Source organism: Dehalococcoidia bacterium (assembly GCA_021295915.1).
Classification (GTDB): domain Bacteria; phylum Chloroflexota; class Dehalococcoidia; order Lucifugimonadales; family UBA1123; genus VXRN01.
This window is the reverse complement of sequence record JAGWBK010000004.1, coordinates 17289-32672: the sequence shown is the minus strand read 5'-3', so window position 1 is coordinate 32672 and position 15384 is coordinate 17289. Positions and strand designations below refer to the sequence as shown.

General features: G+C 57.4%; 13 protein-coding genes. 5 read left to right on the top strand and 8 right to left on the bottom strand.

Going from position 1 to position 15384, the window contains the following annotated elements; all coding sequences use genetic code 11:
* Positions 1-4: 4 nt before the first annotated feature.
* Positions 5-475 carry a transcription elongation factor GreA gene (greA, locus tag J4G14_02195; protein MCE2456615.1) on the bottom strand — a complete coding sequence of 157 codons (471 nt, stop codon included), beginning with the start codon at positions 473-475 and terminating at the stop codon, positions 5-7.
* A 217-nt stretch (positions 476-692) separates the two neighbouring features.
* Between greA and J4G14_02190 the strand changes: the two genes are divergently transcribed.
* Together J4G14_02190 and J4G14_02185 are read left to right on the top strand one after the other, a co-directional pair.
* Entirely contained in the window at positions 693-2306 is a 1614-nt protein-coding gene (locus J4G14_02190) for a GMC family oxidoreductase (GenBank protein MCE2456614.1), read from the top strand.
* An 18-nt stretch (positions 2307-2324) separates the two neighbouring features.
* Positions 2325-2777, top strand: a complete 453-nt coding sequence (locus J4G14_02185; GenBank protein MCE2456613.1) for a gluconate 2-dehydrogenase subunit 3 family protein — start codon at positions 2325-2327, stop codon at positions 2775-2777.
* A 17-nt stretch (positions 2778-2794) separates the two neighbouring features.
* On the opposite strand, the gene J4G14_02180 is transcribed toward J4G14_02185, so the two are convergent.
* Positions 2795-4462 (bottom strand): oxalyl-CoA decarboxylase, encoded by a 1668-nt coding sequence (locus tag J4G14_02180; protein ID MCE2456612.1) that lies wholly within the window; start codon positions 4460-4462, stop codon positions 2795-2797.
* 123 nt (positions 4463-4585) lie between these two features.
* Here J4G14_02180 and J4G14_02175 point away from each other — a divergent pair, with 123 nt between their 5' ends.
* Positions 4586-5728 carry an iron-containing alcohol dehydrogenase gene (locus J4G14_02175; GenBank protein MCE2456611.1) on the top strand — a complete coding sequence of 381 codons (1143 nt, stop codon included), beginning with the start codon at positions 4586-4588 and terminating at the stop codon, positions 5726-5728.
* A gap of 82 nt (positions 5729-5810) precedes the next feature.
* On the opposite strand, the gene J4G14_02170 is transcribed toward J4G14_02175, so the two are convergent.
* From J4G14_02170 to J4G14_02145, 6 genes are all read right to left on the bottom strand, one after another.
* Positions 5811-6251: a hypothetical protein gene (locus J4G14_02170; protein MCE2456610.1), complete on the bottom strand. Its 441-nt coding sequence runs from the start codon at positions 6249-6251 to the stop codon at positions 5811-5813.
* A 128-nt stretch (positions 6252-6379) separates the two neighbouring features.
* Positions 6380-7414 (bottom strand): ABC transporter ATP-binding protein, encoded by a 1035-nt coding sequence (locus J4G14_02165; protein MCE2456609.1) that lies wholly within the window; start codon positions 7412-7414, stop codon positions 6380-6382.
* Positions 7407-8363, bottom strand: a complete 957-nt coding sequence (locus tag J4G14_02160) for an ABC transporter ATP-binding protein (protein MCE2456608.1) — start codon at positions 8361-8363, stop codon at positions 7407-7409. The genes J4G14_02165 and J4G14_02160 overlap by 8 nt, the downstream gene beginning before the upstream one ends.
* Positions 8364-8366: 3 nt before the next feature.
* Positions 8367-9317 (bottom strand): ABC transporter permease, encoded by a 951-nt coding sequence (locus J4G14_02155; protein ID MCE2456607.1) that lies wholly within the window; start codon positions 9315-9317, stop codon positions 8367-8369.
* Complete coding sequence (locus tag J4G14_02150) at positions 9317-10465, bottom strand: ABC transporter permease (protein ID MCE2456606.1); 1149 nt, start codon at positions 10463-10465, stop codon at positions 9317-9319. The genes J4G14_02155 and J4G14_02150 overlap by 1 nt, the downstream gene beginning before the upstream one ends.
* Positions 10466-10605: 140 nt before the next feature.
* A complete protein-coding gene (locus J4G14_02145) occupies positions 10606-12819 on the bottom strand; it encodes an ABC transporter substrate-binding protein (GenBank protein MCE2456605.1) in 2214 nt (737 codons plus the stop codon).
* 198 nt (positions 12820-13017) lie between these two features.
* Between J4G14_02145 and J4G14_02140 the strand changes: the two genes are divergently transcribed.
* Entirely contained in the window at positions 13018-13977 is a 960-nt protein-coding gene (locus tag J4G14_02140; protein MCE2456604.1) for a GNAT family N-acetyltransferase, read from the top strand.
* Positions 13974-15368 (top strand): MATE family efflux transporter, encoded by a 1395-nt coding sequence (locus tag J4G14_02135; GenBank protein ID MCE2456603.1) that lies wholly within the window; start codon positions 13974-13976, stop codon positions 15366-15368. Before J4G14_02140 ends, J4G14_02135 begins: the two co-directional genes overlap by 4 nt.
* Positions 15369-15384 lie beyond the last annotated feature (16 nt).

Sequence of the window (15384 nt, the reverse complement as noted above, 5' to 3'; positions counted from 1 at the left end):
GGTCTTACTCTATGGCCACTATAGTAAGTTTCTGGACTCCTGAAGGGGTGGATACTTCAATCACATCCCCCACGCGACGATCGAAGAGAGCCTGTCCTACTGGAGACTCATTTGAGATCTTCCCCTCAAGGGGACGCGCCTCTGCACTTCCAACCAGTTGGTAGCTCCGGTTCTGGCCTCTTTCTGTCTTCACGGTTACGGCGGACCCGAACTGGACCTGGCCCTCCGACTCAGGACTTCGCTCGGCCACGATTGCGTTGTTCAATAACTGTTCGAGGTCCCTGATGCGCCCCTCGACAAATGCCTGTTCGTTCTTGACTTCCTCATACTCGGCGTTGTCAACGGTACCGCCGCTTTCAGTTGCCACGTGAATGCGGGCGGCGACATCAGGACGACGTACGGTACGGAGCTGGTGGAGTTCCTCCTGTAGTTGGTCGCGACCTTCTGGAGTGAGGAATTGCTGGCGCTGAGTCATTGGGACGCTCCGACATAACCAAAGCGACTGAGAGGCGATGCACAGATTAGACATCTCTCAGCCGCGTTCGTATATGGTAAAACACGGCGGGCATGTCGACAAGCTGTGATATATACTCACGCAACGAGGAACAGGACGAATGACGATCTCGATCTCACTCCGGGTGACCAGCATTCAGACGCGTGTTGTGACCGCGCGAAGAAACAGGGGTTGATTCATGGGCAACGGAGGCGAAAGACAGGATGTTGTAATCATAGGGGCCGGCGCTTCGGGCGCGGCGTTCGCCTGGAGCCTGGCGAAAGATGGGTTCAGCGTTCTGTGCCTGGAACAGGGAGGGTGGACAAATCCATCCAACTATCCGTCCAACCAGCAGGACTGGGAGATACATCGCCAGACTGACTTCAATCCTGACCCGAACTTCAGGAACCTTCCGGAAGACTACCCTGTCAATGACAAAGACTCTCCGATAGCGCCACTGATGTACAACGCTGTTGGAGGCAGCACAATCCACTGGAGTGCTCACTTCCCGAGGTTCCATCCGTCGGACTTCAAGACGAAATCTCTTGACGGCGTCGGGGACGACTGGCCGGTGACATATGCCGAGTTGGAGCCGTACTTCGACACCAACGACCGCATCATGGGCGTGGCCGGGATGACAGGTGACACAGCATACCCTCCTAAGTCCGAGCGGCAGACGCCTCCCATTCCACTCGGCGTTCTGGGCCAGACAATGGCGAACGGCTTCGACAAGCTGGGCTGGCACTGGTGGCCTTCGGATTCCGCAATTCTGACTGCCCCGTATGACGGACGTGCGGCGTGCAACAACTGCGGCCCCTGCGACATTGGGTGCAGCAGAAGAGCCAAGGCTTCCACTGACGTCACTTACTGGCCCAAGGCCCTCGCCATGGGCGCTCAACTCAGGACTCACTGCCGCGTGCGTGAGATCACGGTCAACAAGGACGGTCTTGCAGACGGGGTCGTCTACTACGACGCCGACGGACAGGTCCGGGAGCAGAAGGCGAGTGTAGTGGTGCTTGCCTGCAATGGGATCGGTACTCCGCGGCTGCTTTTGAATTCGGCCACTCCTGCCTTCCCTGATGGTCTCGCGAATTCGTCAGGTCTCGTTGGCAAGAACTTGATGTTCCATCCCTACTCGATGGTCACGGGGGTCTTCGACGAGATGCTTGAAGGCTATAAGGGTCCAATGGGAGCCAGCATTGTCAGCCAGGAACACTACGAGACAGACCTGTCCAGGGGGTTTGTACGCGGTTACGCCTTCCAGGTAGCTCGAAGTACTGGACCGGTAGCTGTCGCAAGAGGAGGAGCCGGTGGACAGAGACTGCCGTGGGGCAACGAGCATCACTCGGCGCTGGCCGAACGGCTAGGTCATACAGTCACAATTGCGGTCATCGGAGAGGACCTACCGGAGCTTCACAATGAGGTGACGCCCGACGACGAACTGACTGACAGCAATGGCATACCGGCGCCCAAGATTAGCTACACGTTGAGTGAAAACAGCCGCAAGATGATGGACCACGGCATAGGGTCCGCGACGGAAGTCCTAGAGGCGGCCGGTGCGCACACGGTGACGGCAAACCCCTTACTTCGTCCGGCAGGATGGCACCTGCTCGGGACCGCGAGGATGGGTGAGGACCCATCCGGCAGTGTGGTCGGTAGGTCGGGCCAAACTCACGACGTGAAGAACCTGTTCATCATCGACGGGAGCGTTTTCGTAACCGCGGGAGCAGTGAACCCAACGTCAACCATCCAGGCAGTGGCGCTGCTCATGGCGGATGAATTCAAGCAGAACGCAAGGCATCTTCTGGATTAGCCGGCAGGAGTCTGAATCATGGCAATTTTTCTCAGTGCCGATCAAAGGGCATTGCTCGACGTGGTACTTGACCGACTGATTCCGCCTTCAGGCACAATGCCGGGAGCTGGTCAGGTCGGCACCGCCGACTACCTTGACACCGTTGCGGGAGAGTCTCCTCGACTAGCCAGGCTGTTTGCGGCCGGACTACGCAGCATAGAGACTGCTGCAGTTCGACGCGACTCCAGTTTCGTACAAATGAGCGGCGATCAGCAGGACGACGTACTCAGGCACGTTGAATCCAGCAAGTCTGCTTTCTTCGAGATGCTACTCTTGCACACTTATAACGGGTACTACTCAAACCCCGAGATAGTTGAGGCGCTTGGACTTGAGCCGCGACCGCCGCAGCCTCGAGGTCATGAAGTCGAGTTTGGAGACTTCACTGCACTCGAGGCTGTGACTTCGAGAGGTCAGGCTTACAGAGAAGCGTAAACCTCTAGGTTGGACTTCTAGTAGCCCATCCGGCCTTCGCGAGCAAGCCACGCGAACTGCTGCGGTCGTCGGCTAGCGCCCGGGTCCATAATTACGTTTACGAGCGCTGCCTTCCCCGAGTTGAACGCCCGCTCAAGGGCCGGCCTGATCTCGTCCGGTTTTTCGACGTACTCCCCGTGGCCGCCAAACGCCACCATCATGAGATCGAACCTCATGCTGGGTGTGAAGTCATTCGGATTCTCTTCGCCATCAACGTATTCGCGGACCCATTTGTCGATGTTGGCGTTCTGGAACACTACCCAGACGACGGGCAGTTTGAAGCGGACGGCGGTCTCGATGTCCATACCGTTGAAGCCGAAGGCCCAGTCACCTTGCAGGCAGACGACGGGCTTGTCGGGATGGACTACCTTGGCGGCGATTGAGAACGGGACGCCGACGCCGACACATCCCGCAACCCCAGCGTCGACGCGCTGCCTGGGATTCCACACGGGAATTACCTGGCGAGAGATGTCCATCGTGGAAGCTCCGTCGGCAACCAGGATCGAGTCCTTTGGCATGTAGTCACGGATCTCTTTGAGGATCCGATAGTAGCCAAGGGGCATGGTATCGGTGTTCAGCATTGGTTCGATCGTCTCCCCATTCTGGGCCGCCTTCTCCTGCAGGCCTCCCAGCCAGGGGGTCTCGCCAAACTCGACTGGAGACGTCTCAAGCGCCTCTACCAGCTGCCCTACTACCATCTTGGCATCGCCCACAAGGCCCACGTCTGCCGCATGGTTGATGCCGATTTCCTCCGGTTCTATGTCGACCTGAATGAGCTTGTAGTCTTCAGCGAACCTTGGAGGCTGGCCGAAGTGGAAGATCCAGTTCAGTCTGGCTCCTACGAGTACCACAGTGTCGGCGCCCTGAAGCGCCTGGGTTCGTGCCGCAGAGACGTTCATGGGATGATCTGGGGGCAGGACGCCCGCTCCCATTGGTGAGGTCAGGAACGGGATCTGCGTCTCGTTGACGAATTGCAGGAGTTCATCCTCAGCCCATGACCATGCCGCACCTTTCCCTACAATCAGCAGCGGTCGCTCGGCCTCTCTGAGGATGTCCAGCGCTTCCTGTATCTTCTGGGGCTCGGCAAGGGGTCTTGCGGCTTCCGGAGCTGGGGTAGGAACGGGAACTTCCGAGTCGTCCACGGAGCCCGATATCATCTCGGCAGGCAGGTCGAGGTAGACGGGACCAGGCCGTCCGGCCAATGCCTTGCGAAGGGCTATGTTGATGAGAGTGGGGATTCTCTGAATGGACTCGGCGGCGTAGGCCCACTTGCAGAGGGGCTCGGTGGACTCCACCTGTGCCAATTCCTGGAAGTCGCCCATGTTTCGGCGGCGGAGCTCTGCAGAGCCACCGATCACCAGCATCGGCCAGCAGTTGACCTGCGCGTTGGCGATAGCTGTCAGAGTGTTAGTCTGTCCTACACCAGAGGCCGCTATGCACACGCCCACGCCCCTCGTGAAGTACGAGTGAGCCTGTGCGGCCATTGCCGCGGCCTGCTCATGGCGCACTGTGATCACTCGCAGGCCGGCCTCAGCACAGCCGTTGACTATCGGACCGACGGGGTCCCCCGGTAATGTGTAAACGGTATCGATGCCTTCTCTTTTGAGCGAGTCAACGACCAGTTCGGCCCCTGTCACGTCTGCCATTTCGTTTGCCTCCTTGTCCTACTATGGGACTGCGGCAATTGTATCTTCAGGCCAAGCACTGTCAAGTTGGGCTCCGGTGGTAGAATGGGCCCGCACTTCGCGAACAACCCCAGGAGGTTAAGAGTGGCAGATAACTTTGTACCGTCTTTCGTCTGGAGAAACACCACGCGCATCGTCTTTGGGACAGACACCCTCGATCAGCTGCCAAACGAAGTCCGGGATGTAGTTGGAGAAGGGTCCAAAATCCTGTTAGTTACAGGACGTTCGTTCCTGAGATCGAGGGGAATTCTCCAGAGAGTACTGAACCTCCTCGATGGCTTCGACGTGGTGCTGCACGACCGTGCGGACCCTTTCCCGACTCCAGCAGATGCAGATGAAGCAGCTGCCGTATGCAGAGAGTCCGGTGTGGACATCGTCGTCGGCATCGGAGGCGGGAGTGCGCTGGACCTCGCAAAGGCGGCGGCAGTCCTTGCCACACACGAGGGGCCTGCTAAGGACTATTCCAAAAGGATTGCCAAGCTCGAAAATGCGAGCCTGCCATTCATCGCCGTGCCCACTACATCGGGCAGCAGCAGCGAGGTGACCTCCGGGTCTGCTCTCTGGGACTGGGACTCACATTCTCAGTTCGGACTAGGGGACGTTCGGATGTTCCCAACTGTGGCAATTGTGGACCCGAAACTTGCCATGACGATGTCGCAGAGCCTGGTCGCAAACACGGGCATGGATGCATTCACCAGCGCCTTCGAAAGTTACTGGAACGTGAATTCGGAACCGATATCAGATGCCTACGCCCTAGAAGTTATGCGGCTGTACTCAGGGAACCTGGTGCGATCCGCAATCCAGGGAGACCTGGAGTCACGCGCGGCCTGTGCCCTTGCTGCGACGATGTCAGGAGTGGGGTACAGCAACAGCACACCAAATGCGTGTCATGGAGTGGGAAGTCCACTCACCCTCTACTGGAGGGCGGAGCATGGGCAGTCAGTGTCGATAACGCTGACTTCCTTCCTGAAGTGGTCAGCGCCCGCTATCGCAGACCGAATTCCGGCACTGCTGTCTGCCGTGGGTGTAAGCACCATTGAGGAAGCCTCCGACAAAATCGAACGAATCATGTCGGACTGCGGTCTTGAGACGCGGCTGTCAGGGCTCGGCATCCAGGAAGACGACATAGACAAGATTGTCGAAAATACGCGGTGGGACCGACTTGCACTGCTTCCCAAGCCAATGGAAAGGGATGACCTCAGAAAGATGCTGACGGAGATCCTCTAGGCACTCAATCTAGGGGAGGGGCCGCTAGGCTCTAGACATCGAGTGGAAACCCTTCCGGTTCGTATCACATCAGAGCCAAGCTCTAGGAGGCGTCAGGTTCGGACTCCTCCTCGAGCAGTTGGCGGAGCTTCTCCCTGGCCTCTCTAATGACACGAGTCTGCTCGGCTATCTTGTCATACAGGTCCGACCGCGCCTTTACGCCTTCGCCTATCAGGAAGGCAGCAGCTTCGGAGCGGCTGTTGGCAACACCGCAGTCGACGAGTTCGTCCAGCCTCTCCAGGCTGTCCCTGCTGAGCCTGACCATCACTACGCTGTCTCGGGTAGTGCGCACGGCCTTTATGGAGTCTCGAATCGAGTCGCCCACCGAGGTTGCGACGTCTCGGCCTTTCCCCAGCGCGTCGCGGACCACTTTATCTACGTCTTCGAGATCGTCCAGAGTGATCGTGATTGTCCTCGCCCGCTTCCGAGCCTCACCATCGTGACTGTCGCGTGTCTCTTCTTGGCGATCACCGTTCATTGACATTGCATTACCTTCCTGAATGTAACTTACTTACATGTAAGTATAACACAGAGACGGCATTGTGCTAGTTTCGGCTCGGATCTTCTGGGAAATGCCGGCTGGTCAGTCCGGCAGTTGTTTGGCGAGCGTGCCTAGACCTTGTAGCAGGCTGCGAACTGGCCTGCACCCTTGTCTTCAAGTGGGGGATGGACATTGTCCCGGCAGAAGTTGTCTGCAATGGGACACCGATCGTAGAAGCGACACCGAGGGGGTGGATCCACCGGCGTGGTCACGCCGCCCTTGATGTTGACTGGGTCCCGGGTTGAGGCAGGGTCGGGAACCGGCACTGCCGACAGCAGAGCCTTTGTGTATGGGTGCTGGGGGTTGCTAAGAAGCTGCTCAGTCTCTCCTACTTCCACGATCTTGCCCAGGTACATCACGGCGATGCGGTTGCACATGTATCTGGCAACGGCCAGGTCATGCGTAATGTACACGTAGGTGATGCCCAGCCGGTCGCCGAGGTCGTCCATAAGGCGCATGATGCCAGTGCGGACCGACACATCCAACATTGACGTCGGCTCGTCAGCGACCACAAAGGTAGGCTCGACCACCAGTGCCCTGGCAATTACTACACGCTGTCTCTGCCCACCTGAAAGCTCGTGCGGATACCGGAACAGAAATGTCGATGGCGGGGAGAGTCCGACCAGGACAAGCATGTCTGACACTCGCTCGATTCTCTCGGCTGGCCCGCCAATGTTCTGTACCCTGAGCGGCTCCGAGACCGCATCGAAGACGGTCTGCCGTGGGTTCAGGGACTCGTACGGGTCCTGGAAGACCATCTGGGCCTTCTTTCTGAACGCCTTGAGAGAGGCCCCTTTGAGGATCGCAATGTCCTCTGAATTTCCGGTCCCATCATCAAACTGGATGTGACCCGCAGTAGGTTCTATCAGTCGGACGAGCAGCTTGCCGGTGGTGGTCTTGCCGCAACCGGATTCTCCTACGAGTCCGAGACTCTCGCCGCCCATCAGGTCGAAAGAAATATCGTCAACAGCGTGCACGAAGCTCTTCTGCCCGCCCAACCATGAGTGCGAGACTGGGAACAGCTTGGTTAAGGCCTGGGCACTAACCACAGGACGGCTCCCAGATGGTTCGTTTCTCAATGGATCTGCATTCGCCTCGTTACTCATTACGTGGATTCCAGCAGACGGCCCAATGACCGTCTCGGTTGACTATCGGTGGCTCCGACGTCATACATTCATCTGTGGCGTAGGGGCATCGCGGATGGAAGCGGCAACCAGCCGGTGGATCCGCCAGGTTGGGAGGCTCTCCAGGTAGGGTGGAAAGGTCCTTCTTCTCCCCCACAACGCTTGGGAAGGCTGACATCAGTGCCTGTGTGTATGGATGAATCGGTCTATCAAACACCTCGGAAGTCGGGCCGAACTCCACTATCTTTCCTGCATACATAACTCCAACGGCGTCGCTGACCTCCGCAATGACCGCCATGTCATGGGATATGTAGATCATGCTCATATCCAGCTTGCGCTGGACTTCCTTCATCTCACGGAGGATTCGGTCCTGGACAATTACGTCGAGCGCGGTGGTGGGTTCGTCGGCGATAATCAGGTCCGGCTCGCACGCCAGGGCCATCGCTATTATGGCCCGCTGCTTCATGCCCCCGCTGTACTCATGGGGATACCTGTCCATGAACTCCGGATTGAGTCCCACGAGTTCGTACAACTCCTGGACCCTATCGTGAGACTCCTGACGAGTTTTTTCGTAGTGTGCCTCGAGAGCTTCGACGATCTGGTCGCCGACTCTGTAGACGGGGTCGAGTGAGTTCATTGCAGCCTGAAATACCATCGAGATTCGGTCCCAGCGGTACTCCCTCATTTCTCGCTCACTCAGCGGCAGCAGGTCCACGCCATCCAACAGCACACTCCCGGCCAAAAGTGACGCGTTGTCAGGAAGAAGCTTCAGCAGCGAAGTCGCAATTGATGACTTGCCGCAGCCTGACTCACCGACCAGGCCCAGCGATTGGCCGTGTTCCACTGAGAACGACACTCCATCCACAGCGCGAACCGGTCCTTCCCGGGTCATGTAGTGCATGGTGAGGTTATCGACGGTGAGTAGAGCCACGAGCTACCTGCGCCTTAGCCGTGGGTTGACGACTTCGTCCAGCGCCCTGCCCACCAAGTAGAAGGACGAACAGAGCAGCGTTATGGAGAGACTCGCCGGGAAGATCAGCCACCAGTACTCGCCCACCTGAAGGAGGTAGCCCGCTGACTCCGTTGTGTGAATCATGAGTCCCCAACTCATACGAACGTCGAGTAGTCCGAGGAAGCTTAGGACGGCCTCTGAGAAGATCGCGCTCGTGACCGTAAACATCATGTAAAGGAACGAAAGTGGAAGTAGATTAGGGACCACGTGAACGAGGATTATGTGAAACGGGCTGCCGCCGGCAATCCTGGCAGCCTCGATGTAGGGTTTGTTCACCACCGACAGCGCCTGGGACTTTACGAGTACACCTGTCCCACCGAAGCCGGACAGGATCCCGATTATCAACGCCAATTCAAAGTGCTCGACGCCGATCAGTGCACTCAAAACGACAAGCACACTTATAGCGGGCATCATAATCATGATGTCTGCCAGCCTCATTAGGATCGTATCTACTACACCTCCGAAGTAGGCCGAAACCGCTCCAACAGTCGTGCCAATCGTGACAGTTACGACTGCTGCGAGCAGCCCAAGTAGAAACTCTGACCTCGCGCTGAACATGAGCTGGCTAAGTATGTCCCTTCCGAGAGGATCGGTCCCCAATGGATGGCTCAGACTCGGAGGAGCCGGCTGCCTCGTTTCATCCATCGCGTATCCGATAACCGGATCATACACATGTGGACTCCAGACCGTTTTCAGCATTACGGGGTGAGCTAAAGCCAGAACAGCGTAGAAGACTATGATGGCGAGGCCAACCATCCCTATCCTGGCGCCCATAAACAGGGACCAGTTTTCCCGCAGGCTTCTAGAGGCGAGGCGGAGCCGTACCCGCCACATAGCTTCCGGGAGTTCGGTATGGGGACTCTGAACTGCCATCAGTACCTGATCCTCGGGTCGAGGAATACATAGAGTACATCTGCTGCCAAGTGGGCCAGGAGTACAAAGATGCCCACGAATACGAATGCGCCTACGGCGAGTGGCAGGTCCTCGGACAGGGCCGCCGAAACCAACGTCTGACCCATCCCAGGCCATGAGAAGATGGACTCTATGATGATGCCGCCATCAACGGCGAATGCGAGGCTGAATACCAGGCTCGTCACCACGGGAAGGAGCGCGTTTCTGGCCACGTGCTTGTCCCGGACGTCGCGTTCGGGCAGGCCCTTCGCCCTTGCTGCCATCACGAAGTCTTCCCGCATGGTCTCAAGCATGCTGTTGCGGGTCAGCAGCATGGTGCCGGCGAAGCTGATGAGAGTAAGCGTCACGACTGGCAAAATCATGTGCTTCACGATGTCCCAGGCCAGATACCCCACGCCAGATGCAAGCCAGGCGAGCAGTATGGCAGCCAGAATGCATGGGATGCTGGCCAATCGCAGGAGTATCGGTAGCTGGCCGTGCCGCCTCGATGTGATTACGAACAGCGCGAAGACTGTGATGGAGGCGACAGTCGCCGTCACGATCATGCGGAAGAAGACTGTGTTAGCGTCGACCTCGGCATCCCGCCACAGGACCGGATCGAGGAATTTACCTATTGGGAACCACCCGGCCTTGAACGAAAACAGCCAGATCATCATCAGGGCAAACCAGGGTGTGAACACAGTGTAGAGCGTCACACCGCCGATGGTGCCCGCATATTCGGTCCACCCTCCCCTACGCCAGGCGATGATCTTGCCGAGAGCGAATCCAAGGTAGAACGAGACAACCGTCGCAGTTGCGAATAGGACTATGGTCCGAGGCAGTCGCTCCTTGATAACATCTGCCACTGACCTAGGGTAGTAGCTGAATGAGGTCCCGAAATTGCCCGTGAAGGTATTCTTGATGTGGACGAGGTACTGCTTCCAAAGCGGCTCGTTTACACCGAACAGTTCCTGGAGCCGCTCCCTTGTTTCAGGTGGAACATCGGGGCTCAACGCGTAGAAATTAGTGACGTCGCCCGGCTGCGCGTTGACTATGAAGAAGACGAGGGAGAGGAATACGAAGAGCGTAACAAGTATCTGGATGGACCTTTTGATCAGATATCGCGCCATCTCTTCGTCCGCCAGGCAGAGCTAGGAGTTGGGCTCGGCCCCAACATGTGGCCGAGCCCTCTAGCCATCACATCGTGCGCTGGACACTCCTGAATTAGGCTCAGTCGGAGTGAGCGCAACTTCGGTAGAGCGTCCCTTGACTACTTGATAACGACCGAATGCTGCATACCGCCCTGCTGTTCGATGCCGCCAAGAACGTCCGTGTAAGGGAATTCGAGTCGCGATGGTCTGTACGCATCCAGCTTGGGAGTCGTAAACAGCGTCACGTAAGGAAGCTCCTCCGCGAGCAGGGCTTGTAGCTGGAATGCCTTGTCCCGAGCGCCTTCGATGGTCGTCTCAGTCAGCAGGCCAAGCGCGTTCTCGTCGAACTCATTACTTGCGTAACCACCCCAGTTGTAGCCACTACTGACTTCCGGAGAGTGCCTGCTGTGGAAGAAGTTCTCCAGGTAGTCCGGGAAGATGCTCAGACCCCAACCCAGCATCCACATGTCCAGATCCTCGGCGACGGTGTCGCTGAACAGCTCATCAACTATCACGTTGAAGCCGGTAAGATTCGCGCGGACTGGTATGCCAATGTCGTTGAGCCATCGTTCGATCCAGATGGCGAAAGTCGAACGCATAGGATCATATCCAGCGCTGGGAGCAATGAGTGCCATCTCCGGAACTGGAGACCCATCCGGCATCTTCAGACCTTTACCGGGCTTGGCGACGAAATTGCCGTCCTCGCTGATCTCAGGCTCCTGCTCGAAAGTAAAGCCCGCGCCCTTGAGTATCTCCACCGCCTTGGCCAGTCGCTCTTCACGAGTCAGGTTTTGACCGTACTTCGGGACGTCCGGGTTGTGCCAGAAGCCGTTGCCCTCGGGCACCATTGCGTAAACCGGTATAGCGGCGTCCTGGAGTATCGTACGAGCTACGAATTCCTTGTCGATGACGGTTGCGACGGCCTGTCGAAATTCCTTGATGTCCATGGGAGGCTTGCGGACGTTGAATCCGAGATACCTCACGCCGTTGTTGGCGTTAGTCACGACATCCAGGTCAGGTGTGCTCTGCACCCGGTCCAGGAAGCCCTTCTCCAAGCCAAGAGGGTTGAAGACGAAGTCGATATCGCCCTTTGTAAGTGCAAGGATCGCTGCGTCCTGGTTACCGTAGATGCTGAATATTTCTGACTCTACGTGTGGCCCGACAGTGTACTCGAGAGACTTGGGTCCCTCTGGGTCTCCGTAATAAATATCGGTCTCGCCCGTTCTGGCGTTTGCTTCAGAATAGGCTCCACTCTCGTAGAGAGAAATCTCTGTGCCCATGCTGTGGTAGTTGGGATCAGTATCGTTCTCGAAGAACGCCCCAGGTTCCCACTTGCTGAACACGAACCCACCAAGTGTAGGTTCACCATCTGGAACATGGGCAAAGAGAGCCTCATGCTGCTGCTCTATTTCGCCAGCCTGCTTTGCCTCCTCAACGACGGGCGCCCAATAGTGTTCGGCCAGGACAGGCATGAAGCCAAGCCCAAACTGCCAAACGCTCAGACCCGGAGTCTGCGGGTTGCCCTCAGCGTCGACTGTCTTGAAGTAGACCTTCAACCTATGACTGTCCAGCGCCTCAACCCGGTCGAGGAATGCTGGATCGACTGTTGAGGCGAAGTTGGATCCAATATTCATTTCGAGCACTGTGTTTACAGTGAAAACAAAATCATTGGCATCAAGTTCCTCGCCGTCGCTCCACATGACGCCCTTTTCGATTGGCACCTCGGCAGTCCAGTACTCGGCACCGCCAACGTTCTCCCTTGTCAATGGAGTTGGGAAGTCGTCAGCCAGGGACGGCACCCAGTCAAATCGCTGATCAGAGTAGCCGTAAAGCGAGCCCGAGACACCAGACAGAACGTACTGGGTCCAGACCGACCCGCCAGGGCCACCGTAGTAGTTCCAGAAGTTACGGGTTATGGGTTCTTCGAATATCCCCATCTGGTAGATCGCGGGCCCCATCATCACTTCGGGAACCGGTGTCGGTTCGGCCTCCCTGACCACCTCAACGACCTTCTCGACTTCGACGATCTTTTCTACCTCTACGATCTTCTCAACCTCTACAGGGACCTCTTTGGTCACTTCCTTGAGAACCTCCACCGGTACCTCTTTGGTCACTTCCTTGATGACCTCAACAGGCACCTCTTTGGTCACCTCTTTGATGACCTCGACAGGTACCTCCTTGGTCACTTCCTTGATGACCTCGACAGGCACCTCCTTGGTGACCTCTTTAATGATTGTCTCGGGTTCAGCCTCATCCGAACAGGCGATTGCCACGAAGACAAGTAGAACGCCGAGTGTAAGGCATATTGTTGTAAGTCGTGCTACTGAAGACATCGATAATCCTCCAGTCAATATGCGGGTATTTCCAACTAAGTCGAGCGGGTAGGTTCTCATACGTACATCAGTCTGTCAATCTAGGCCGCAGATGTCCCAGGCAGGCGAATTTCAGCCGCACTTGTCCAATACGCAGTTATGAGTAACGAAACGAGACGCGTGATAGAATGCGGACAGCCAGCGTGTTGAGGTACGACATTGAAGCTAGAGGCCCCTCTCGAACCTGCTCTGGTAGAAGAGCTGTTTGAGTTCTGGCTTCCCATATTTGGACTTCCGAACGACCTCAATCCTGAGACGCTTCTCGGGCTGGAGAATCCACAGTCTCTCATATCTGCTTATACGAGCAGATTAGAGGAAAGGATGGCAGGCACGTGCCTCGTGATCCGATCTCCAGTTATGCCTGAGCTCGGTGGATTCAGCGAGGTGGCCACTAGTCCACACGCGAGACGAACGGGAATAGCCACGACACTTTCGCGGAGGGCACGCGATGACTTTCGTGAAGCGGGCGGTGAGGCGCTCTTTCTGGGTACCGTGAATCCTGACGCGGCCCGGATCTACTTCCGACTTGGATGGCGGAAGTTCGCGGGCGCAAACGTGATGGTGAATGTGACCAGCGACGAGTCTCCGGAAGAGTACCTGGTGAATTTCTTCCGAGGCCTGGGGCCTGCAACAGTAGGACCCGCTACCCCCGGCGACAGGGTACCAATGATCCCTCAGCTGCTGTCCCCACATGACTGGCAAGGTTTGGACCTGAACGTGGACATTCTGTCCACACGATACGCGGTGCAGGACTCCTGCCTCGGCCTATACAGACGTTACTCAGCGATGGCGAAGAACGGCCCAGGCGCCTGGTTCTGTGCGCGAACTAAGGCAGGGCACGTGGTTGGGATATCGAGCGCACTTGTCGTAAGTGACGATGGATTCCGTGTGGACGGCTTTGCCCACTTGGACTTTCTAGATTCGTGGACCCCATTGCTCCAGTCAGCCATAGAGTGGTGCACAAGTCAATACGCATCTTCCGTCTGGACCACCGTGTCGTTCGAGGACGAAGAGAAGCTGGCCCTACTCGAGTCGATTGGATTCAGGCACACGGGTCAGGGTGAGCCCATCGACCTGGGAGTCAGGCAGGTGCGCACACTACGCTGCGAGCTGGCGTGACGCGCGCCCAGCGTACACCGAGGCGGCGGGGGCGTTCGGGCCGAGCCGACCGGGACCTCACCAAGGGCAGCATCCCGGGAAACTTATGGTACCTGGCGTGGCCGCAGGTCACGGAGAGTTTCCTCAGCGTCGTCGATCAGCTAGCCGACCTGGTTTGGGCTGGAAGGATAGGCTTCCAGGCTCTGGCGGGCCTCGGCGTCGCGCAGACATTCCTGATGTTGCTCATGACGGCGCGAATGGGACTGGACGCCGGTATGCGTTCGATGATCTCCCGTGCAGTCGGCGCACGAAAGATCGCCTACGCGAACCACGTGACTTTACAGGCCATCACACTCACGACAGCTTACTCCATCGTCCTGGTTACCTTAGGGATGATATTTACGGAACCACTGCTGAGACTGATGGGGCTCGGAGACGAGGTTGTCAGGCAGGCCAGTGGCTATATGCGGTTCCAGTTCTTCGCGATGTCAGTGATGGGACTTCAGAGGCTCACGGCAGGGGCGCTCCAAGCTTCAGGAGACAGTGTAACGCCCCTAAAGGCGGCGTTTGTTTCCCGGGTAGGGCACCTGGTGCTCAGCCCATTCCTCATCTTCGGGTGGTGGTGGTTCCCTTCACTGGAACTGGCTGGAGCCGGGGCAGCCAACCTGATATCGCAGACCGCAGGGACCTCCATGAACTTCTATGCGCTATTCAGGGGAACATCCAGGCTCAAGCTGAGCCTGAGCGGGTACTACGTGGACTTTCCCCTGATCTGGCGGCTACTCAAGGTCGGCCTTCCGGCGTCCGTAACCGGAGCTCAGAGGGCTGTGTCGCAGCTGATCGTGGTTTTCATCGTCGCACCGTTTGGAGACGGCGCGCTTGCGGCCTTCGCACTGTCCCGAAGGGCTGAGAATACAGTCAACCATGCAAGCAGAGGTCTAGGTCGGGCCGCAGGAGCACTGGCGGGCCAGAACTTGGGAGTTGGTCACACCGAACGGGCGAGGCAGGCGCTATTTTGGGCCTTGATCTACGCTGGAGTCGCCAGCCTTGTGGTTGCGGCCCTGTTCTTTGCTTTTTCCAACCAGGTTGCGGGATTCTTCAACTCTGACCCTGAGTTTGTGTCGCAGGCCGCCACTTGGCTTCAGATACTGGCAGTCGGCTACTTCTCCATGAACGCCGTGCAGGTGTTTACACAGGGGTTCAACACGACTGGAGCAACGTTTGCTCCAATGGTAATAGTGCTGTCTACGATGTGGCTGGTGGAGATCCCTCTGGCGTTCGCGCTGTCCCAGTTCTCCCCTCTCAACGAGTACGGAGTCCCATGGGCCATCGTCATAGGAATGAGCATCAGGGCGATCGCGTTCGGTGTGTACTTCGTGCAGGGAAAGTGGCTGCGCACGGGCCTGATATGACAATGCCCGGATGAGC

What these genes read in the sequence shown, in the direction of transcription:
- J4G14_02180 (MCE2456612.1), bottom strand. Translation starts at nt 4,462, where the DNA reads ATGGCAGACGTGACAGGGGCCGAACTGGTCGTTGACTCGCTCAAAAGA.
- J4G14_02155 (MCE2456607.1), bottom strand. Translation starts at nt 9,317, where the DNA reads ATGGCAGTTCAGAGTCCCCATACCGAACTCCCGGAAGCTATGTGGCGG.
- J4G14_02145 (MCE2456605.1), bottom strand. Translation starts at nt 12,819, where the DNA reads ATGTCTTCAGTAGCACGACTTACAACAATATGCCTTACACTCGGCGTT.
- J4G14_02165 (MCE2456609.1), bottom strand. Translation starts at nt 7,414, where the DNA reads ATGAGTAACGAGGCGAATGCAGATCCATTGAGAAACGAACCATCTGGG.
- J4G14_02150 (MCE2456606.1), bottom strand. Translation starts at nt 10,465, where the DNA reads ATGGCGCGATATCTGATCAAAAGGTCCATCCAGATACTTGTTACGCTC.
- greA (MCE2456615.1), bottom strand. Translation starts at nt 475, where the DNA reads ATGACTCAGCGCCAGCAATTCCTCACTCCAGAAGGTCGCGACCAACTA.
- J4G14_02190 (MCE2456614.1), top strand. Translation starts at nt 693, where the DNA reads ATGGGCAACGGAGGCGAAAGACAGGATGTTGTAATCATAGGGGCCGGC.
- J4G14_02185 (MCE2456613.1), top strand. Translation starts at nt 2,325, where the DNA reads ATGGCAATTTTTCTCAGTGCCGATCAAAGGGCATTGCTCGACGTGGTA.
- J4G14_02170 (MCE2456610.1), bottom strand. Translation starts at nt 6,251, where the DNA reads ATGTCAATGAACGGTGATCGCCAAGAAGAGACACGCGACAGTCACGAT.